At 61.4% G+C, this 19,601-nt stretch carries 21 protein-coding genes; 12 read left to right on the top strand and 9 right to left on the bottom strand.

Annotation, left to right across the window (positions count from 1 at the left end):
* Window positions 1-280 precede the first annotated feature (280 nt).
* The 4 genes from J5M56_RS00240 to J5M56_RS00225 all read left to right on the top strand — a co-directional run bounded on the left by J5M56_RS00240 (window position 281) and on the right by J5M56_RS00225 (window position 2,334).
* Window positions 281-1,168 (top strand): EamA family transporter, encoded by an 888-nt coding sequence (locus J5M56_RS00240; RefSeq protein ID WP_186477073.1) that lies wholly within the window; start codon window positions 281-283, stop codon window positions 1,166-1,168.
* A 57-nt stretch (window positions 1,169-1,225) separates the two neighbouring features.
* A complete protein-coding gene (locus J5M56_RS00235) occupies window positions 1,226-1,546 on the top strand; it encodes a YbjQ family protein (RefSeq protein WP_060476578.1) in 321 nt (106 codons plus the stop codon).
* Between the two features lie 136 nt (window positions 1,547-1,682).
* Window positions 1,683-1,871, top strand: a complete 189-nt coding sequence (locus J5M56_RS00230; RefSeq protein ID WP_060476577.1) for a hypothetical protein — start codon at window positions 1,683-1,685, stop codon at window positions 1,869-1,871.
* Between the two features lie 160 nt (window positions 1,872-2,031).
* Window positions 2,032-2,334 carry a hypothetical protein gene (locus J5M56_RS00225; protein ID WP_060476576.1) on the top strand — a complete coding sequence of 101 codons (303 nt, stop codon included), beginning with the start codon at window positions 2,032-2,034 and terminating at the stop codon, window positions 2,332-2,334.
* 73 nt (window positions 2,335-2,407) lie between these two features.
* On the opposite strand, the gene J5M56_RS00220 is transcribed toward J5M56_RS00225, so the two are convergent.
* Both J5M56_RS00220 and ampC read right to left on the bottom strand, forming a co-directional pair.
* Window positions 2,408-2,740, bottom strand: a complete 333-nt coding sequence (locus J5M56_RS00220; RefSeq protein WP_060476575.1) for a hypothetical protein — start codon at window positions 2,738-2,740, stop codon at window positions 2,408-2,410.
* 261 nt (window positions 2,741-3,001) lie between these two features.
* Window positions 3,002-4,171 carry a class C beta-lactamase gene (gene ampC, locus J5M56_RS00215; RefSeq protein WP_207868942.1) on the bottom strand — a complete coding sequence of 390 codons (1,170 nt, stop codon included), beginning with the start codon at window positions 4,169-4,171 and terminating at the stop codon, window positions 3,002-3,004.
* A gap of 104 nt (window positions 4,172-4,275) precedes the next feature.
* Here ampC and J5M56_RS00210 point away from each other — a divergent pair, with 104 nt between their 5' ends.
* A complete protein-coding gene (locus tag J5M56_RS00210; RefSeq protein WP_186477075.1) occupies window positions 4,276-5,280 on the top strand; it encodes a bile acid:sodium symporter family protein in 1,005 nt (334 codons plus the stop codon).
* Window positions 5,281-5,434: 154 nt separating this feature from the next.
* Here J5M56_RS00210 and J5M56_RS00205 read toward each other — a convergent pair whose 3' ends face one another.
* Window positions 5,435-5,998: a TetR/AcrR family transcriptional regulator gene (locus J5M56_RS00205; protein ID WP_207868938.1), complete on the bottom strand. Its 564-nt coding sequence runs from the start codon at window positions 5,996-5,998 to the stop codon at window positions 5,435-5,437.
* Window positions 5,999-6,083: 85 nt separating this feature from the next.
* On the opposite strand from J5M56_RS00205, the gene J5M56_RS00200 reads away from it, so the two are divergent.
* Window positions 6,084-6,815, top strand: coding sequence for an SDR family oxidoreductase (locus tag J5M56_RS00200; RefSeq protein ID WP_207868935.1), 732 nt, complete (start codon window positions 6,084-6,086; stop codon window positions 6,813-6,815).
* A 25-nt stretch (window positions 6,816-6,840) separates the two neighbouring features.
* Window positions 6,841-7,434, top strand: a complete 594-nt coding sequence (locus tag J5M56_RS00195; RefSeq protein WP_207868933.1) for a 2-hydroxychromene-2-carboxylate isomerase — start codon at window positions 6,841-6,843, stop codon at window positions 7,432-7,434.
* 37 nt (window positions 7,435-7,471) lie between these two features.
* Here J5M56_RS00195 and J5M56_RS00190 read toward each other — a convergent pair whose 3' ends face one another.
* The 3 genes from J5M56_RS00190 to J5M56_RS00180 all read right to left on the bottom strand — a co-directional run bounded on the left by J5M56_RS00190 (window position 7,472) and on the right by J5M56_RS00180 (window position 9,727).
* A complete protein-coding gene (locus tag J5M56_RS00190; protein ID WP_027916793.1) occupies window positions 7,472-8,017 on the bottom strand; it encodes a cupin domain-containing protein in 546 nt (181 codons plus the stop codon).
* Window positions 8,018-8,150: 133 nt separating this feature from the next.
* A complete protein-coding gene (locus J5M56_RS00185; protein WP_186477078.1) occupies window positions 8,151-8,684 on the bottom strand; it encodes a cytochrome b in 534 nt (177 codons plus the stop codon).
* A complete protein-coding gene (locus J5M56_RS00180; protein ID WP_207868931.1) occupies window positions 8,681-9,727 on the bottom strand; it encodes a catalase family peroxidase in 1,047 nt (348 codons plus the stop codon). The genes J5M56_RS00185 and J5M56_RS00180 overlap by 4 nt, the downstream gene beginning before the upstream one ends.
* A gap of 132 nt (window positions 9,728-9,859) precedes the next feature.
* On the opposite strand from J5M56_RS00180, the gene J5M56_RS00175 reads away from it, so the two are divergent.
* Both J5M56_RS00175 and J5M56_RS00170 read left to right on the top strand, forming a co-directional pair.
* On the top strand, window positions 9,860-10,381 hold the full coding sequence (locus J5M56_RS00175; protein WP_207868929.1) for a sigma-70 family RNA polymerase sigma factor: 522 nt from the start codon (window positions 9,860-9,862) through the stop codon (window positions 10,379-10,381).
* Window positions 10,378-11,130, top strand: a complete 753-nt coding sequence (locus J5M56_RS00170; RefSeq protein ID WP_207868927.1) for an anti-sigma factor — start codon at window positions 10,378-10,380, stop codon at window positions 11,128-11,130. The genes J5M56_RS00175 and J5M56_RS00170 overlap by 4 nt, the downstream gene beginning before the upstream one ends.
* 56 nt (window positions 11,131-11,186) lie before the next feature.
* Here the strand turns inward: J5M56_RS00170 and xthA are convergent, their stop codons facing one another.
* The gene (gene xthA, locus J5M56_RS00165) at window positions 11,187-11,999 is read right to left on the bottom strand and encodes an exodeoxyribonuclease III (RefSeq protein ID WP_207868926.1); all 813 of its coding nucleotides are present in this window, start codon (window positions 11,997-11,999) and stop codon (window positions 11,187-11,189) included.
* Window positions 12,000-12,162: 163 nt separating this feature from the next.
* On the opposite strand from xthA, the gene J5M56_RS00160 reads away from it, so the two are divergent.
* Genes J5M56_RS00160 through J5M56_RS00150 form a run of 3 tightly spaced genes read left to right on the top strand, consistent with a single transcriptional unit; the run spans window position 12,163 to window position 18,280 of the window.
* Window positions 12,163-12,813 (top strand): GNAT family N-acetyltransferase, encoded by a 651-nt coding sequence (locus J5M56_RS00160; protein ID WP_207868924.1) that lies wholly within the window; start codon window positions 12,163-12,165, stop codon window positions 12,811-12,813.
* Between the two features lie 53 nt (window positions 12,814-12,866).
* Entirely contained in the window at window positions 12,867-14,609 is a 1,743-nt protein-coding gene (locus J5M56_RS00155) for an autotransporter assembly complex family protein (protein WP_207869629.1), read from the top strand.
* On the top strand, window positions 14,606-18,280 hold the full coding sequence (locus tag J5M56_RS00150) for a translocation/assembly module TamB domain-containing protein (protein ID WP_207868922.1): 3,675 nt from the start codon (window positions 14,606-14,608) through the stop codon (window positions 18,278-18,280). Before J5M56_RS00155 ends, J5M56_RS00150 begins: the two co-directional genes overlap by 4 nt.
* Window positions 18,281-18,286: 6 nt before the next feature.
* Here J5M56_RS00150 and J5M56_RS00145 read toward each other — a convergent pair whose 3' ends face one another.
* On the bottom strand, window positions 18,287-18,844 hold the full coding sequence (locus J5M56_RS00145) for a DUF2589 domain-containing protein (protein ID WP_243430400.1): 558 nt from the start codon (window positions 18,842-18,844) through the stop codon (window positions 18,287-18,289).
* Window positions 18,845-18,917: 73 nt separating this feature from the next.
* A complete protein-coding gene (locus tag J5M56_RS00140) occupies window positions 18,918-19,580 on the bottom strand; it encodes a DUF2589 domain-containing protein (protein ID WP_060476564.1) in 663 nt (220 codons plus the stop codon).
* Between the last annotated feature and the right edge of the window lie 21 nt (window positions 19,581-19,601).

Raw genomic sequence — 19,601 nt, 5'->3', positions numbered from 1 at the left:
CCCCGCGGCTGCCGCAGGCTTCGGTATATACGTATTACGTACTACGAGTACGCCTGCTTTCTTCTGATCCCCTATCCACCCCGAGATAGTCGCCAGCGGCGAAAGCGCTGATGATTCACAGTGGATTTACTGATGAACATGCAGAAGAGGTCAGCGGACTTCGGCGGACGTAACACTATCTGTAGTGCAAGGGTTGGCCACAACTGTGCTGGTCGCTCCTTTGAGAAAGCCCTTATGCTGTTACTAAATATGTCTAGAACGCTTGAAGAAGGAAGCTGCAATGCCGCTCAAGGACCTGCTGATCGCCCTAGTGGTCATCGTCGCCTGGGGAGTCAATTTCGTGGTCATCAAAGTCGGCTTGGATGGCTTGCCACCGATGCTCCTGGGCGCTTTGCGCTTTTTGCTGGTGGCGTTTCCTGCCGTGCTTCTGGTCAAGAGACCCAAGCTGCCATGGCGCTGGTTGATCGCCTACGGCGCGACCATCTCCCTAGGCCAATTCGCCTTCCTCTTTCAGGCCATGTACAGCGGCATGCCGCCAGGGCTTGCGTCGCTGGTATTGCAGTCGCAGGCCTTCTTCACGCTTGGCTTCGCTGCGCTGTTCCTCGGCGAGCGTCTGCGCCTGGCCAGTGTGCTGGGCTTGCTGGTGGCGGCGAGTGGCCTTGCGCTGATCGGCAGCGAAGACAGCGGTCATGTGCCACTGATTGCGCTACTGCTGACCCTGTGTGGCGGTGCCATGTGGGGCATGGGCAACATCATCACCAGACGCTTCGGCTCGGTGGACCTGGTGGCACTGGTGATCTGGGGCGGGTTGATCCCGCCGCTGCCATTTCTGGCCTTGTCCTGGTGGCTGGAGGGGCCGGAGCGCATCGGCCATTCTCTGGCAAACATAGGTTGGAGCTCGGTGCTGGCACTGGCTTACCTGGCATTCGTGGCCACCATGATTGGCTACAGCCTGTGGAGCAAGCTGTTGTCGCGCCACCCAGCAGGCAAGGTAGCGCCTTTTTCGCTGCTGGTGCCCGTCATCGGCCTGAGCTCTTCGGCCTGGTTGCTGGGTGAGCGGCTGACGGCGGTGCAAGGGTGGGGCGCGCTGCTGGTGATGCTCGGGCTGGTGGTCAATGTGTTCGGGGCGAAACTTGGGCAGCGCCTGCGGGCAGCCAGCGCGCAATAGGGAAGCACTGCACGGCTTTGGTAGACTCGGCATTTTACCCAGGCCAAGGAGCGCAATGTGATCATCTCTACCACCAGCCAGCTCGAAGGTCGCCCGATCGCCGAATATCTCGGCGTGGTGAGCTCCGAATCGGTGCAAGGCATCAACTTCGTGCGCGATTTCTTCACCCGGTTTCGTGACGTGTTCGGCGGGCGTTCGCAGACGCTGGAAGGCGCGCTACGTGAGGCGCGCCAGCAGGCAACAGAAGAGCTGATAGCGCGGGCACGGCAGTTGCAAGCCGATGCCGTGGTCGGGGTGGACTTTGAAATCAGCATGCCATCGGTTCAGGGTGGCATGGTTGTTGTATTCGCTACCGGCACGGCGGTGCGGCTGAGGTAGCTAAATGCCACTTGTCGGTTCGATGTTTTTTGTCCGGGCAGTCTGCATGTGACCGGCTAGTCTCATTTTCACAGGCCGTGTTCTTGAGGCCAGTCCAGCACTGGCCGGCGCGGTCGCCACTGAACGGAGACAGGGCATGAGCGATTCCTTTTACGAAGACATGAACGATGCTTTTCCGATCAACAGCCAAGTGCGTTGCGGCCAGGCAGCTTTCCGCCTTGGCTTTGCACACATGACGCTGGATGATTCAGAGGAGCTCAAGCCCGCATCAGTACAGCGCAGCAAGAAAGGCCGTTTCACGCCCCGGGTACCTGCACGTAAGTAAACCCATCAATATGTGAACCTACTCACAGTGCCCCGCCCAACGGCGGGGTTTTTGTTCGTGTTGATTGACCCGGCTCATGGTAATAGCCGGTTGCGCTCGTAGCCGCTGCTCACTTGTGGTCTTCTTGGGTGGCATTCAGGCCACAGAGGATTGAGCTTTCATGCGAGTCAGGGACGAGACGTATTGGCAATGGGCCGATGCCCAGTTGCATTGTCGCAGCCACGACGAGGTACTCAGCGATGGCACTTCGCTGGATATCCAAGTGCGCCTGTCGCGGCTCGGCGCGACGCAGTTGTTTCTTGGGTTATACGCGCGCGATGGTAGGTCGTTGCATGAGGAGTACTACCCAACACGGCCAGGCGAGACCATGACTCGCGCGCTGGTGTGGGGTGTCGACCGCGCTCGGGCCCTTGCCACGGGGGCTTTACCGATGCCTGGGCAGCCGCACCGGCTCAAGGCCTGACCAAGCGTATTGGTAGCGGTCATGAAAAAAGCCCGGCCTATTGAGGCCGGGCTTGATTAATGATGATGGATGCTCAATTGAGCGATTCGATCACCTTGACTGCCTGCCGCTCACGGGCGGCGGGCCATTCTTGTTGCAGGGTCTGCAGAACGCGGCCAACGAACTCGGTGTCGGCTGCGGCCTTTTTGCCGACATAGCCCTGGCCACGGCGGTAGACCTTGAAACGAGCACGCATGCTGGGCAGGTGCGTTTCGAATTCATCCTCGACGGTGTTCGGCGGCAGGCGGTCAATACGCACCTCGCCGGTTTGGCTGACCCACAGCAGGTGGTCGTCGAGGCTGTCCTTACGAACGGCGAACAGCTCTGCCAGTTGATCGATAGTCGGATTGTTGTTCAGGTTCATCATAAAGCCCCCATCACCCAGTTGTTGTTGATTTTCACAGTTGGCGCCACAGGTTGTAGCGCGCTACCAAGGCTGCTACAGCAGCATCGCAACAGGGGCTTTCTTACGCTGCCTTTTGGACAGATTCCCTCTCCACGGGCAGCCTGCGTTACCGCGCAGACCGCCTGGAACACCCTTGCCACCGCTCCCGATCGGGGAGACAGCTTCATCATGCCCAAGGCCGATGAAGGGCGTCAATGGTTTTGTAGTGAAATTTTTCAACCACTACATTTTGTCCGACAATCCTTTTCGCGTGACTTGGTGGTCGAGTTTTTCGAGGATTTTGTAGGCGGCCCGCACGCGGGCTTCGTTGGGATAATTGCGGTTGGCAAGCAGAGCGATGGCTTTGCCTTCGGAGGGAATGAAAGCGGCGTATACACCGAAGCCATTGGTCGAGCCGGTCTTGTTGTACCAGGCCGCAGGTTGGGCTGGCAGTGGTGGGGTCAGGCGCTGAGTAGCCTGTGGCTGAAGAATCAGTTGAGAGCTGTTACCTTCGATCAACGTGTTCAGTTGCACCGGGTACGCGTAGCGCTCCCAGCCCAGGCCTTGCGTCATGCTACCTACCTTGAAGTAACCTGCCTGGGTGACGGCCATGGCTTTACGCAGGGCGGGTGCCAGTTCAGCCGGTTGCATTTGTAGGCGCAGGTAGCGCAGCAGGTCATTGGCACTGGTTTTGATGCCATAGGCTTGATCAGCGTACGGACCTGGGCCAACGTGCACCGGGCGGTTCTGCGCGTCGTAGCCTTGGGCGTACAAGCCCTGGGCGCTGCCTGGCACCTGCAGATAGGTATGTCGGAGACCCAATTGCGGCAACAGATGATCGGTCATCACCTCGGCGAACGGGCGATGTTGCGCACGTGCCGCGAGGTCGCCAAACAAGCCCAGGCTGGGATTGGAATAGCAGCGCTGAGTGCCGTGCTTAGTGCGCGGCTGCCAGTGCTGGAAGAATGCCAGGGTCTGCTCGGCGCTCTGTACCTCATCAGGGAACTGCAAAGGCAGGCAATCCGCGCTGTAGGCGCCCAGTTCAAGGACGCTGACCTCGCCCAAGGGCGTGCCGGCTAGTGCGGGCTGGTACTTGCGTGCCGAAGCTTGCAGGTCGAGCTTGCCCTCGGCACTGGCCAGGGCAGCCAGGGTAGCGGTGTAGGTTTTGCTCAGTGAACCGATTTCGAACAGTGTGTCAGCGGTCACTGGCCTGCCATCGGCTTTACTGGCGACGCCATAGGTGAAGTAGTGGGGCTGGCCATCGACATACACCGCAACGGCCATGCCTGCGATGTCCTGCTCTTTCATCAAAGGGCCAATGACCTGGTCGACCCTGGCCTGCAAAGCGTCGGTAGCGTACACCGAGCTGAAAGCGAACATCAGGCTAAGTGGGGCGAGACGTTTGATGATCATGCAATGTCCTTGTTTGAGGTGTCCGTTTAGCGATATCGACCGGGGTTTCGGCGTTAGCAGGAAAAAACGCCAGACCTTATCGTCCATCGTTGCACAACGACAAGATGGAAACTGTTATGAAATATTTGCGCATGTTGTTCGACAAGTTCACCCTCTGCCTACTTGCGGTGGTGCTGACTGCCTCCGTGCTACCTTGCTCGGGCGACGGCGCGGTGTACTTTGGCTGGCTGACGAACCTGGCAATCGGTCTGTTGTTCTTCCTGCACGGTGCCAAGCTTTCCCGCGAGGCGATCATCGCCGGCGCCGGTCACTGGCGCCTGCATTTGTTGGTATTTTCCTGCACGTTCGTCATGTTCCCGTTGCTGGGGCTGGCGTTCAAGCCGTTGTTCGTGCCGCTGGTAGGCAATGAGCTGTACCTGGGAGTGCTTTATCTGTGCGCGTTGCCCGCAACCGTGCAGTCAGCCATCGCCTTTACCTCGTTAGCCCGCGGCAACGTGCCAGCTGCTATTTGCAGTGCTGCCGCGTCCAGCCTGATCGGTATTTTCCTGACGCCGCTGCTGGTGATGTTGTTGCTCGGGGCCAATGGCGATACCGGGTCGGGTCTGGATGCTGTGTTGAAGATCACTCTGCAGCTGTTGGTGCCTTTCGTGGCCGGCCAGATCGCACGACGCTGGATAGGCGCGTGGGTCAAGCAGAATGCTCGCTGGCTCAAGATCGTCGACCAGGGCTCGATCCTGCTGGTGGTCTACACCGCGTTCAGCGATGCAGTGGTGACTGGCCTGTGGCACACCGTGTCGCCACAGCATCTTGCGGGGCTATTCGCGGTCTGCGGCATCCTGCTGGCGGTGGTACTGTTGGGCACACGCGTGCTTGGCAAGGTGCTGGGGTTCAATTTGGAAGACCGCATCACCATCCTGTTCGCCGGCTCCAAGAAAAGCCTCGCCACCGGCGTGCCGATGGCGCAGGTGCTATTCGTTGGGGCGGGTATTGGCGCGATGATTCTGCCGCTGATGCTGTTTCACCAGATCCAGTTGATGGTTTGTGCGGTGTTGGCGCAGCGTTATGCCGCCCGGGAGCAAACCAGTCAGGCGTTGAGTGCTTCTTCGTGATCACTGTGGCAAACCCGCAATTGGCCGTGCCTGAGGGATACGATCGATTAGCGGGTTTTCCAACCCGTTGGCCCCGATAGCCTATTCGTGACGCCATGGGCGATCATTAAGGCTGGCCCGTGCGGCGCGAAGCGGTATGGGCCTCTGTTGCAAGTCAATCACCCTCATTCAGCGCCCTGACCACGAAGCCTTTACTGGCATCGAGCAACTGCTGCTGCACCTGCTCGCTGGCTAGCATGCGCCCGACCATCACCGCGCCGACGCACTGGCTGATCAGTACCCAAGCCAAGTCCGAGTCTTCCAGCGTCTGGCTCCATGCGCCATGCAAAGTCACCAGCCAGTGTTCAGCCTCTTCGCGCACAGGCTGTTCGGCACGGGCGATTTCCACACCTAACGGCGGTAGCGGGCAGCCGCCCTCGGCATTGTGCAAGTGCGCCAGGCTCAGGTACTGCTGAAGGCATCGCGCCAGGCGCTCGCGACTTGCGCCCTGTTCGGCCAGTCGTGCCAAAGGGCTATTGCACAGCTCCTGGCGGACCACTTCGGTAAATAGCGCGTCTTTGGAGGGAAAGTGATTGTAGAAGGCGCCGCCTGTCAGGCCGATGGCCTTCATCAGGCCGGCCACGCCGGTGCCAGAAAAACCACCGCGCTTGGCCAGCGCGCCGCTGCTTGCCAACAACCTGTCGCGGGTCTGCTGTTTGTGTTCTGAGGAGTAGCGCATGGCGGCCTCTGCGCGCTGCTTGACGAAGCGCTGATCTTAACATAGCGTTCGTTTACTAAACGATCATTCATTAATGGAGGCAGGCATGGGAGAGCAACCCAAGGTGGCGCTGATCGTCGGCGCCGGCGATGCCACCGGCGGCGCGATCGCCAAGCGGTTTGCCCGAGAGGGTTACGTGGCCTGTGTAACGCGTCGTCAAGCCGACAAGTTGCAGCCGCTGATCGATGAAATTCGCGGCGAGGGCGGCCAGGCCCATGGCTACGGCTCTGACGCTCGTAAGGAGCAGGAAGTAGCTGAGCTGGTCGAACGCATCGAGCGTGATATCGGGCCAATCGAAGTGTTTGTGTTCAATGTCGGCGCCAATGTCCCGTGCAGCATTCTTGATGAAACCCCGCGCAAATACTTCAAGGTCTGGGAAATGGCGTGTTTTGCAGGTTTTCTCACGGCTCAGGCCGTTGCCCGTAGGATGGTCACTCGCGAACGGGGCACCATTCTGTTCACCGGTGCAACGGCAGGTACCCGGGGTGCCGCCGGATTTGCTGCGTTCGCCGGCGCCAAGCATGGGCTGCGGGCGCTGGCCCAGAGCATGGCGCGCGAGCTTGGGCCACGTCATATCCATGTTGCCCATGTGGTGGTGGATGGAGCCATCGATACTGCTTTTATCCGCGACAGTTTCCCAGAGCGCTACGCATTGAGAGATCAGGCCGGCATTCTGGACCCGGTACACATCGCCGACAGCTATTGGTTCCTGCACACCCAGCCCCGTGATGCCTGGACCTTCGAACTGGATCTGCGGCCGTGGATGGAGCGCTGGTAAGCCTGGGAATCAAGGAGTGGATTAAATGAGCAAGACCGTAGAGTTCTACTTCGACCTGGGCAGCCCAGCCAGCTATCTGGCCTGGACTCAGTTGCCTAGTCTGTGTGCCCGCAATGGCGCGACCCTGAGCTATAGGCCAATGCTGCTGGGCGGGGTGTTTCAGGCCACTGGCAACGCCTCGCCGGCGATGATTCCGGCAAAAGGTCGTTACATGTTCAACGATCTAGGGCGTTGTGCCAAACGCTACGGCGTGCCCTTCGGGCTGCCGCCCGGCTTCCCGGTGAACACGCTGACCTTGATGCGTGGGGTCATTGGTACGCAGTTGCATGCCCCGGAGCACTTCGAAACGTTGCTGGGCGTATTGTTCAAGGGGCTGTGGGAGCACCAGCGCGACCTGAGCGATGCGGCGGTGTTAGAACAGACACTGCGCCAAGCGAGTTTAGACCCTGTAGGGTTTCAAACCTTGGCGGCGGATGTTCAGGTCAAGGCGAAACTCAAGCACGCCACTGAGCAGGCGGTGGAGCGGGGTATATTCGGTGCGCCAAGCATGTTCGTCGCCGGTGAGTTGTTCTTTGGCCAGGACCGCCTGGACTTCGTCGAACAAGCGCTGCAACGATGAGCTACCAAGGCCTCGCGCTGGCGAGGCCGCAGCTCGGTCAGAAGTTTGCCGGCGTGTTGGCGCTGATGATTTCCGCCTCGTCCTGGCCGATGTTCTTGAAACTGTGTGGCAAGGTGGTGGGAATGTAGTACCCGTCGCCGGAGTTGAGAATGCTCACTTGGCCGTCGACCCAGAGCTCGACAGTGCCACGAGTCACCAGGCCACATTCTTCGCCTTCGGCATGCACGATCGGCTCGCCTGAATCGGCACCTGGGGCATAGAGCTCGCGCAACATGCGCATCTGCCGGGCCTCGACACTGGCACCGACCAACAGCATGCGTAAGCCATTGCGGCCAAGGTCTGGTTGCTCGCTGGCGCGGAACACGAAACGCTCCTCGCGTACTGGCTCGTCGAAGCTGAAGAACTCGGCCAGGGTCATGGGGATCCCTTCGAGCAGTTTTTTCAGTGAGCTGACCGATGGACTGACACGGTTCTGTTCGATCTGCGAGATCGTCGAATTGGTCAACCCGCTGCGGCGGGCCAGTTCCCGCTGGGAGAGGTTGTTGCGTTCACGCACCAGTTTGAGTCGCGTCCCCGTGTCCATAGCCGCCTTGTAATCAGAGGTGTTTAAAATAATTAGCGACGCATTAAAACACACTCTGCAAGGTTGCGCGCAGTGCTTATCAGCGGGCGCGCGGCGCATGGCAATTGCCAGCGCCGTGCGGCTTAGCAGCTTTTCATTCGCCGCGTCTCACAGGGCCTGGCCACATGCTGCGCAACACCCCGTCACGCCTTACCAGGGCATGCATCAGCGCGGCACCCAAGTGCACCAGTACGGTGGCGAACAGCAGATAGCCGGCCCAGCCGTGGGCCTGGCGAAGCACCGCGTACAGCTGCAAGTCGTGCGGGGCGATTGCCGGCAGTTGCAGCGGGCGTGGGTAGCCACCGGCCGAAAGCATCGCCCAGCCCAGCAGCGGCATGGCCAGCATCAGCCCATACAGCAGCCAATGGGATGCGCCTGCGGCGATGCGTTGCAAGGCTGGCATGTCGGTCGGCAAGGGCGGGTGCGGTAAAGTCAGGCGCAGGCACAGGCGTACGATCACCAGTACAAGCAAGGCCAGGCCCGTGGCTTTGTGCAGGTCGATCAACAGTGGGTGGCGCAGGGACAGGTCGCCGACCATGCTCACGCCAATGAACAGCATGGCGATGATCAGCACCGCCATCAGCCAGTGAATCAGGCGGGCCAGAGGGTGAAAGACGTCGGGTTTCATTGCTGTGCTCCTTCGCCCTGGGCTTCGCGGCTGCGGCGGTTGAAAGATTCCGAATAGGCGGCAGAACGGGCAGCGAGGATCGGATCGGCAGTGGGCTTGATGCCGCTAGGCAGGATCAATGGGTCGAAGTTCAAGTCGCGACAGGCGCCTTGTTCGGGGGCATCGACCTGCTCGATCACCAGCGTGCCGGCTTCAACGCTGCGCCGGTCAGCTGGCCATGGTCGAGCCGGGTCATCCACTGCATCATCCGGGTTGGCCAGCACCAGGCGCAGGGTCCAGCGCAGCGGCCCTTGGGCCAGGCGCCGTTGCAGGTCATGCTGTAGGAACAGCTTGTCATCGACCTGGCCGGGAAGGGGGCTGAACGCTGTTTGTGGTTCCAGCTGCCACCGTACCGGATGCGCCGTACCGCTGGCATCGATCAGCTCAAAGGCATTGATGCTGTGGTATTGGGTGTTGGCGAAGCTGTCGCTGGGTTTGTAGCTTGCGGCCCACTGGCGAAACGCCGCGCTTTCCGGGTGCGCCGCGAAAAATGCCTGCATCTTGGCAGGGTCAGGCTTGCCAGTGGCGGGGTCTGGCGCGCCGGCCAGCACCTGGTCATAGAAACCTTGCGGGTTGCTCACTGCCAGTACCGGAGGGTTGTTCATGCCGGTTCGCCAGATCTGGCCATCATCGGTGCTCAGCTGGATCGCCATACTACGCACCGGTATTGCCGTATCCGGGGCGAATGGATTGGCTCCGCCGATTGCAAAGCGGCCGATCACCGGGACCCGCTCCTGGCTGAAAGCCCTTGCGGTGGACAACGTTGCAGCCTGGCCGCTGGCCTGGAAGTAGCCACTGACGCACAGGCCCTTGGCGTGGTTCTTGCGGTAGCCCGGATAGTGGCCGGCCTGGGCCTCGAAGGTATCGATGATGCGCTGAGGGGTCAGTTGCGGCCCGCCGATCCAGCCGGCGGCATAGGCGAAGCCTGCGCCCAGCGCCAGCATCACGGCGCCTATGCCGGCCAGGCGAAGCGCCTTGGCTGGGCCATGCAAGGGTGAGTTCATGGTAGATACCCGGTTCAGTGAGAAGGTGCCAGTACGACGTCCCAGGAAAAAACTTATTCCATGGCAGGGAATAGATTTTCTCGCCAGGCGTCTGCCCCATACACTGACAACCCTAGCGCCCGGTAACTCACCATGCACGATTTGGACGAACAGCAGTGGCGTGAGCTGCTGCAGCGCCTGCGGCGCTTCGCCGTTTGGCTGACGCGCGAACCCGGCAGTGCCGATGACCTCGTCCAGGCCACGGTCGAGCGCGCCTTGACCCGCCGCAGCCAGCAACGCGAAGGCGAGGCCTTGCGCGCCTGGCTGTTCACGATCCTGTATCGGCTGTTTCTCGACTCCAAGCGCCGGGAGCGCCTGCACGCGCGCTGGTTGTCGTGGTTCAGCCGCACCGATGCCGCCGATGAACCGGTTGGCGACAATACCGAAGACATCATCCTGGCCCAAGCGGATTTGCAGGCATTCGCCCAGCTTTCTACGGAACAGCGCGCCTTGCTGTTGCTGATCAGCATCGAAGGGCTCAGCTACAAGGAGGCAGCCACGGCCTTGAACATCCCCATCGGGACGGTCATGTCGCGCCTCTCGCGCGCGCGCGCCGCCCTACGTGAACTGACCGAGGGCGCCCCCCAGCCGCCAGCCTTGCGGAGACTCAAATGAAACGCCTGATCCCTGGTGAAGACGAACTGCATGCTTATGTCGATGACCGCCTGGAGCCGGCGCGGCGTGCTGAAATACAGGCATGGCTGGCGGCCAACCCTCAGCAGGCGGCGCGGGTGGAGGCCTGGCGCAGCGATGCCAGGCGCCTGCGTGCCGCACTGGCGGGGTTGGGGGAGACCCAGGGCGCGGCGAAGCTCGACCTGCACCAGGTTCAGCAGCGGCTGCGCCAGCGCAGGCTACAGCGCGTGGCGTCGGCGGCGATGCTGTTGCTGGCGTTGGGCGTCGGCGGGCTCGGCGGATGGCAGGCTCGCCAGGTCACCTTGGCCAGCGATACGTTGCCAATGGCCGATGCCGTGCAGGCCCATCGGCTGTTTGCCGGCACCCAGGCGCTGGACATTCAGGCCAGTGACCCTGAGCAGTTGCGCCAATGGCTGGGGCGGCATTTCAGCCGCGTGGGACAATTACCGGACCTGGCGGGGTATGGCTTCGAGCCGGTTGGGGCGCGGCTGCTCAGCAACGAGCAGGGCCCGGCGGCGTTGCTGGTATTCCAGGACCGCAGTGGGCAACGCATCAGTTTGTTTTTGCGCTCGCCGGGCGATCGCTATGCAAGCATGCCGCAGGGTCAACGGGTGGATGGTCAGCTCGAGGCCCGCTACTGGTCGCATGGGGCCTACAACTTTGCCCTGGTCAGCGCGGCAAGCGATGGGCGTGGGGCGAGGGTGGGGGAGGCGTTGCGCTTGGGGTTGTGAGCAGCTGACCGGAGGCACGACGCAAGCCGCCCCCCCGGTAGGCGGGTGAGAGTGCTTTAGTGCAACTGCAGCCAGATCGGTGCGTGGTCGGAAGGTTTTTCCATGCCGCGCAGCTCGTAGTCCACACCGGCTGCCTTGATCCGCGGCACCAGCGCCTGGGACGCCATGATCAGGTCGATACGCAGCCCGCGCTTGGGTTCGTCCTCGAAGCCACGGCTGCGATAGTCGAACCAACTGAAGCGGTCGGCCACTTCCGGGTGCAGGTGGCGGAAACTGTCCACCAGGCCCCAGCCCTTGAGGCGTTCCATCCACTCGCGCTCTTCAGGCAGGAAGCTGCACTTGCCGGTTTTCAGCCAGCGCTTGGCATTGTCCGCGCCGATGCCGATGTCGCAATCCTGGGGGGAAATGTTCATGTCACCCATCACCAGTATGGGCTGGTCATTCTTGAACTGCCCCTCAAGCAGCGCTTGCAGGTCGCTGTAGAAGCGCTGCTTGGCGGGGAACTTGGTGGGGTGGTCGCGGCTTTCCCCCTGGGGGAAGTAGCCGTTCATGATCGTGATCGGGTTGCCCTGGGCATCGGCGAAGGTGCCCCAGATGAAGCGGCGCTGGGCATCTTCTTCATCCGTGGCGAACCCTTTGAACAGGCTCAGCGGGGCTTGGCGCGAAAGCAGGGCTACGCCGTAATGGCCTTTCTGGCCGTGGTAATGCACGTGATAGCCCAAGGCCTGGACATCGGCCAAGGGGAACTGATCGTCGCTGACCTTGGTTTCCTGCAGGCCGATCACGTCCGGCTGGTGCTTGTCGATCAGCGCCGCCAGCTGGTGCGGGCGGGCCCGCAGGCCGTTGATGTTGAAACAGACGATCTTCATGGAAAGATAATCCCGGTAAAAGCGCCGATGCTAACGAACATCGGCGTTGATCACCAGCATGCCAGCCTACTGCTGCCACATCGTGCGTGTGCCGAGGTGAACGATGTGCGCACGGGCACCTCCAAGGCATTGATATTGCCCTTTTTCAGAAGGACCGCCCGCTATGCCCGATGTCACTGCCGCCCAGGCCCGTGTCTGTACGCTCGATAACGGCTACCGCCGTGAGGCCCGCGCATTGTTGTACGACGCCTATCGGCACGATCCAACCTTCGCCTATATCTTCGAAGCGCATCGTCCAGGCTATGAGCGAAGGCTGCGAGTGATGATTCGCCATTGGGTGCGGCAGCACTTTTACCTGCAATTGCCAGCCATAGGCCTACTGCTTGATGACCGCCTGATTGCCCTGGCTCTGATCGTGCCGCCGCAGCGGCGTCTGGGGGTCGCCGACAGTTGGGTCTGGCGCTTGCGCATGCTGCTGGGAGCTGGGCAGCGCTGTACCCGGCGCTACCTGGACTATCAGGCAGCCGTGATTGGCTGTGTGCCTTCCGATCAGGTGCATATGCTGCCGCTGTTAGGCGTTCACCCGCACTTTCGCGGCGGGCATTACGGTGAACAATTGTTACAAGCTGTTCATGACTGGTGCGCCGAGGACCCCACTACCCAAGGGGTGGTGCTGGACTCTGGCAACGAGCAATACCTGGCGTTCTATGCGCGTCAGGGCTATGAAGAGATTGGCGAGGTGGTACTGGGGCCGGTTCGGGAGAGGGTGTTTTTTCATCCAAATCCCGAGGTATCGCTGTCATCAATTGCCTGAGCAAGGCTGCCAAGTGCCTCCCTTGAGCGCTTGGCTCTGGTAGCATGCGCCGCATGACGTATTCAGGAAGATTCACCTGGGGCCTGGTTTTCTGGGCCGCCAGTTTTGCCGCATGGGGCCAGAGCGAGTTGCTGGTGAAGGTCAAACCAGCCAACAAAGCACTCAAGGCCAATGTCGAAGGCTATATCGGTACCCTGGGGGACCGCGACGAAGAAGCGCTGCTGCGTTTCAGCCGCGGTGCCCAGGAGCAGGCGCGCAAAGCTGCGCAGGCACTTGGCTATTATCAGGCGCAGATCGACACCGAGGTCAATCCGCCTGCCCAAGCAGACCAATCCCCTCAACTGGTCGTCAAGATAGAGCCAGGTGAGCCGGTGCGCTTGCGCAACGTAACCGTACGCATCGAGGGGCCGGCCAGTGAGCTCAAAGCCTTCCGCGTACCTGACAGCAAGGCCCTGCGGCCGGGCGAGCAGCTCAACCATGGCCTCTACGAAGATGCCAAGCGGCTTATCCAGAACCAGGCCTCGCGGTATGGTTTTTTTGCTGGCCATTTCACGCAACAGCGCCTGGCCGTCGACCCACAGGCCGGGGTTGCCGACATCGAGCTGGTTTACCAGAGTGGCCCGCGCTATCGCTTGGGGGCGGTGACATTCAGTGGCGACACCCCGCTGGACCAGGACCTGCTGCAGCGCATGGTTTCGTTCAAGCCTGGCACGCCCTACGACTCGGAACTGATCGCCGGCCTGAACAACGACCTGCAATCGAGTGGCTACTTCGAAGGGGTGCGGGTCGATGCCGCACCTACCGCGGCGGTGGGCGAAGACATCCCGGTGGATGTTCATCTCGAGACCCGCAAACCACGTACCCTAGGCCTGGGGCTGGGCTTTTCCACCGACGTGGGCCCACGTGGCAAGGCCAACTGGACCCGGCACTGGGTCAACCCCCAGGGGCACAGTTATGGCTGGGAAACAGAGCTGTCGCCGCCGCGGCAAAACGTCGGGTTGTGGTATGACGTGCCGCTTGATCCACCCTTGACCGACAAGCTGCGCTTCGCGGGCGGCTATCAAAACGAAGAAATCGCTGGCACCGATACGCTTAGCAAGCTGCTGACCGTCGGCCCCGAGTGGCACAGTAAATTGCCCAGCGGCTGGCAACGGGTCATCTCGCTCAAATACCAGCGCGAGGAGTATCGCCTGGGCGATGACTCGGGCTTGAGCAACCTGTTGATGCCAGGTGTGAGTTTTTCCTATCTGCGCAGTGACAACCGCATCGACCCGCACAACGGTTATCGCTTGCAGTTCGACACCCAGGTGGCAAAGGAAGGTCTGGTGTCCGATACCAATCTGTTGCATGCCAATGTTCTGCTCAAGGGCCTGACCACCCTGGGCCACAACCATCGTTTGCTTGGCCGGGTGCAGTTCGGGGGCAGCGCCACCAACGGCTACAAGAACAACATCCCACCTTCGCTGCGCTTCTTCGCAGGTGGCGACCAAAGCGTGCGCGGTTATGACTACCAGACCCTATCGCCCAAGAACAGCGATGGCGATCGTATCGGTGGCCGTTATCTGGTCGCAGGCAGTGTGGAGTACCAGTATTCACTGACCGAAAAATGGCGCGTGGCAACCTTCATCGACCAAGGTAACGCGTTCAATACCCTGGAGCTGCCAAGCCTCAAGACCGGGGTGGGTTTCGGGGTGCGCTGGGTCTCGCCGGTAGGGCCGTTGCGCCTGGATCTGGCCAAAGCGCTCGATGACGATGGCGGTATACGCCTGCACTTCTCCATGGGGCCTGAGCTGTGAAGCGTGCGTTGAAGTTGGTTTTGCTGGGCGTAGTGGGGGCTGTGCTGCTGGTGGCTCTGGTTTTGAGTCTGCTACTGGGCACCGAAGGCGGTAGTCGCTGGGCGCTGAGTCGCGTGCCTGGGCTCACGGTCGATGACTTCCAGGGGCGCCTGGCCGGCACCTGGCAGGCCAGCCAGTTGAGCTGGCGCCAGGGTGATAGCCAGGTCCAGGTGCAGGCGCCGCTGCTGATCTGGTCGCCGGCCTGCCTGCTGCGTGCCACGCTGTGCATCGAGCAACTGCGTGCAGAGCGAATCGACATGGCGTTTGCCCCCAGCGACACGCCAGCCGAGCCCGGCCCCGTACAATTGCCGACGCTGCGCTTGCCGTTGGGGATCGAAGTGGGGGAGGTCAGGGTTGGCCAGCTGCGTCTGGATGGCAGCGACCTCTTGGCCGATCTGCACCTGGCGGCCCATTGGACCGGCGCTGGATTGCATATCGACAGCCTGCAATTGCAACGTGACGACTTGCGCGTGGACCTGCAAGGTGATGTGCAGCCTGACGGCGATTGGCCGCTGCAACTGCAAGGGCAGGTGCAGTTGCCGGCAGTTGATGGCAAGGCGTGGCAACTGGCGCTGAGCGCCAAAGGTGAGCTTCAGAAAGCGCTTAGCCTCGATGCCACCAGCAGCGGTTATCTCGATGCCCGCCTGAGCGGGTCGATCCAGGCCTTGGCCGAACATTTACCGGCGACTTTGCAGATTCGTTCAGATGCCTTCAAACCTGCGGCCTCTTTGCCTGACACCTTGCAGCTCGATCAGCTGGTACTGAACGCCCAAGGCGATTTGCTCGATGGCTACCGGTTGTCTGGCACTGCCAGTCTGCCCGCCGAACAGGGCCCAATTGCACTGGCTCTGGCGGGTAAGGTAGATGCCAAAGGCGCTCAGCTCGATGCGCTGGACCTGACCGCCAGCGAAACTCAACAGGTCAAGCTCAAGGCCAAAGCGGACTGGCAGCAAGGTCTGCAGGCTGATGCGCAACTCGACTGGCAGGACTTTCCATGGCTGCGGCTTTATCCGCTTGAGGCTGCGCCGCAGGTGACTCTCAAGCGGCTGAACGCTCAGGTGCACTACCGCGACGGTACCTACAACGGCAACTTCAACGGTGATCTCGATGGGCCGGCAGGTGCGTTCAACCTGGCCAGCCCATTCGAGGGTGACCTGGGCCAAGTGCGCCTACCGCAACTGGCGCTGACTGCCGGGCAGGGCAAAGCGGCTGGCAGCGTCGCGGTACGCTTCGCCGACGCCCTGGCCTGGGACGTCGACTTGCAGTTGTCTGCCCTGGACCCTGCGTACTGGCTCGCTGAGTTACCGGGCACCCTGGCAGGCCCTTTGCGCAGCAAGGGGGAAATGAAGGGTGAGCACCTGAGCCTGGATGCCCAGCTCGACCTCAAAGGGCGCCTGCGCGGGCAACCAGCGCTGCTCAAAGTCCAGGCGCAGGGTGGCGGCCAGGACTGGACCCTTGGCGCCCTGGCAGTGCAATTGGGAGATAACCGCATCAACGGCAGCGGCAGCTTGCAGCAGCGTCTTGCCGGTCGTATCGACCTCGACCTGCCGCGCCTGGGCCAGCTATGGCCAAGGCTGCAGGGCCAGATCAAGGGCCGTGTGGACGTCAGTGGCACCCTGGACGCGCCGCAGGGCAACTTGACCTTGCAGGGCCAGCAATTGGCGCAAGAAGCTAACCGCATTCAGCGGCTCGATCTGCAGGCGAAGTTGGACAGCGCCCAGCGCGCACTGCTTGCGCTCAAAGCCGATGGCATCCGCTCGGGTGACACCGTGCTGGGTACCCTGCAAGCCAATGGAAAGGGCGATATTCGTCAGCAGGCGTTGACCTTGGCCCTTGAGGGGCCTCAGCTGAAGTTGAACCTGGGGCTCGATGGCCAGTTGAACAAAGGTGATTGGCGCGGACGGCTGGCCACAGGCAGGATCCAGGCCGGCGGCCAGGACTGGCAGCTGCAGGGGCCGGCCCGTTTGCAGCGCTTGGCCAATGGTCAGCTGGATTTCGGCGCCCATTGCTGGCGCTCTGGCCAGGCGAGCTTGTGCGGTGAGGACCAGCGCCTGGCCCCCGAGCCTCGCCTGCGTTATCACCTCAAGCAGTTCCCGCTCGACAGCCTGGCGCAATGGCTACCCAAAGACTTTGCCTGGCAAGGCCTGCTCAATGCAGACGTGAACCTGGATATACCGGCTGGCGGCCCGAAAGGTAGCGTTCGCGTCGATGCCAGTGGTGGGACGCTGCGGGTTCGCGACCAGGGGCGCTGGATCGACTTCCCCTACCAGGCCCTGCGTGTAGACAGCACGCTGGCGCCGCGCCGGGTCGATACCCGCTTGGAGTTTCGCGGTGAACGCCTGGGCCAGTTGAGCCTGAACACGCGTATCGATCCGCTGGGTACCAACAAGCCGCTGTCGGGTGATTTCCGCCTGTCGGGTCTGGACCTGTCGATCGCCCGGCCGTTCGTGCCGATGGTCGAACAGTTGACGGGGCAGCTCAATGGCAGTGGGCGCTTGACCGGGACTCTGCTGGCGCCGCAGGTCAACGGCAACCTGGAGCTCAGTGGCGGCCAGGTCAGTGGTGCACAGTTACCGGTCAGCCTGCATGACTTGTCGTTACGGGCGCTGATTGCCGGCGAGCAGGTACAGCTCAATGGCAACTGGCGCAGCGGCGATGCCGGGCGCGGCCAGCTCAACGGCCAACTGACCTGGGGGCAGGCTCTGGGTATGGACCTGCGGCTGCAGGGGCAGCAGTTGCCCGTGACCGTCGAGCCTTACGCCACCCTTGAAGTCGCCCCAGATCTGAACCTGCGCCTGATCGACGACAAGCTCGCGGTGACCGGTAAAGTGCTGGTGCCCAAAGGTAAGATTACCGTTCGCGAGCTGCCACCTTCGACCGTCAAAGTCTCGGATGATACGGTCATCGTTGGCCAACAGACCGAAGAAGGCAAGCCGCCCATGGCGATGGCAATGGACATCGACGTAGCGGTGGGGCAGGACAAGCTGTCGTTCAGCGGCTTTGGCCTGACTGCCAACCTGCTGGGCCATGTGCACATCGGTGACAACATGGACACCCGGGGTGAACTGAGCCTGGCCGACGGCCGCTACCGCGCCTATGGTCAACGCCTGACCATACGCCGCGCCCGGCTGCTGTTCGCAGGGCCGATAGATCAGCCTTATCTGGATATCGAGGCGATCCGCACCGTCGACGATGTGATCGCGGGCATTCGCCTCAGTGGCAGTGCCGAGCAACCCACGACTACCGTGTTCTCCGAGCCAGCCATGAGCCAGGAGCAAGCACTGTCTTATCTGGTCCTTGGACGCCCGCTAGGCAACTCTGGAGAGGACAACAACATGTTGGCCGAAGCGGCATTGGGCTTGGGCTTGGCCGGTAGTGCGGGCATCACCGGCAAGCTGGCATCTGGCCTGGGGATCGATGACTTCCAGCTGGATACCGAAGGCTCTGGTAACAGTACCAGCGTGGTGGCCAGCGGCAACCTGACCGAAAAGCTCAGTCTGCGCTATGGCGTAGGGGTTTTCGAGCCGGCCAATACCATTGCGTTGCGTTACAAACTGAGCAAGAAGGTGTATCTGGAGGCCGCCAGCGGGCTGGCAAGCTCCCTGGATATCTTCTACAAGCGCGACTTTTAAGTGGCATCAACGCACTGTAGCGGCTTCGACGAACTCGTTGGTTGGCTCGGGGGCAGGCGTGTCGGGCTTGCGCGTCGGCGTGATCAGCTTGGTGTATTCCTCGATCAAGCGGTTGAGCGCTTCAGGGGGTTCGCTGGCATGAAACTGCATGCGGATCTGCACTTCATCAGGGTCCCGGGCTTCGCCCTGGCGACCCTGCGCGCCGATGGTCACCTTGAAGCTGGCCGTGCTGGCTTTGTCACATTCTTCGCGTAGGGCGCGCAACTCTTCGGTAGCGTTGACCCGTACCGACAGGTCTACCTGCATGCGCTCGAGCGTCAGGCCCTTGGGAGCCACCAGGGCGAACAATGGCACGCGCATGATGTGCCGGTCGTCCATGGCAACCTCGACCATCTTGGCCTTCATCGGGCTGCCCAATGCCTGGGTATCACAATCGAAGAACTGGTCGAACAGATTGATGTACTGCTGGGCGATCAAACTGTTGGTAGCCGCAGCGGCTTCTTGCAGACCACGGGTAATGTCCCGCAGGTCGATGGCGGTCATGGGGGCGGGTGAGTTGTCCAAGGTTTGGGCTCCTGAGGCAGCAAGAAGCCCCGCTGTCGGTAGCGGGGCAACCGGTCAAGCGACGAGCTGACAATCAAGGGGTGGGGGCGCTATTGCCAGCGGGTTGTTGCTCACCAGGCAGCGCTTTGAGCGTGTCGGCCTGGGAGATCGAGTCCTGGCTCTCGAGTGTCGAGGTTTTCACCACGGTTGGCTTGGTAGCGGCTTCGGTGAGAAAGTCGATCACTCGCATCATGGCCTCTGGCGGGTCCTGGCGGCGCAGCGAGGTGTTGAACGCATAGCGTGCCCGGGTATCGGTCTTGCGAGTTTGCGTGGATTTGCTGCTGATGCTGCCTTTGACATCCAGCTTGAATGGCCCCCAGCCCAGGGACGCTGCAAGTTCGCCGGACTTGTTCGATTCGCTGAAGTCTTCGGCCATCTGGCTGATGGTCAATTCGAACTCGACGTTGCCTTGTTCGATGGTGATGTTCGGGTGCGTGATGGCTGCCAGCAGCGGCACCTTCATGGACTTGCTGACGACGCCTTTGTACTCGCCTTGTTCGTCAACGATGGTTTCGTCGTAGTCGAACTGAATGGCTACCGCCTTGCCATCCTGGACACAGACCTGCATGAGGAAGTCTGCATAGGATTTACTGGCGGTGACCTGGGCCTGAACCATGGCCTGCAGGGGTGCAGCGATCATGCGGTCCATGGGCAGAGCATTGATGACCGAGCCGATGAGGCTATTGTCGATGGACATTGTTGATCTCTCTTCTTTCTA

Origin of the sequence: Pseudomonas sp. 51_B (assembly GCF_017491595.1) — a bacterium.
Taxonomy (GTDB): Bacteria; Pseudomonadota; Gammaproteobacteria; order Pseudomonadales; family Pseudomonadaceae; genus Aquipseudomonas; species Aquipseudomonas promysalinigenes.
This window is presented reverse-complemented; position numbering and strand designations above follow the sequence as displayed.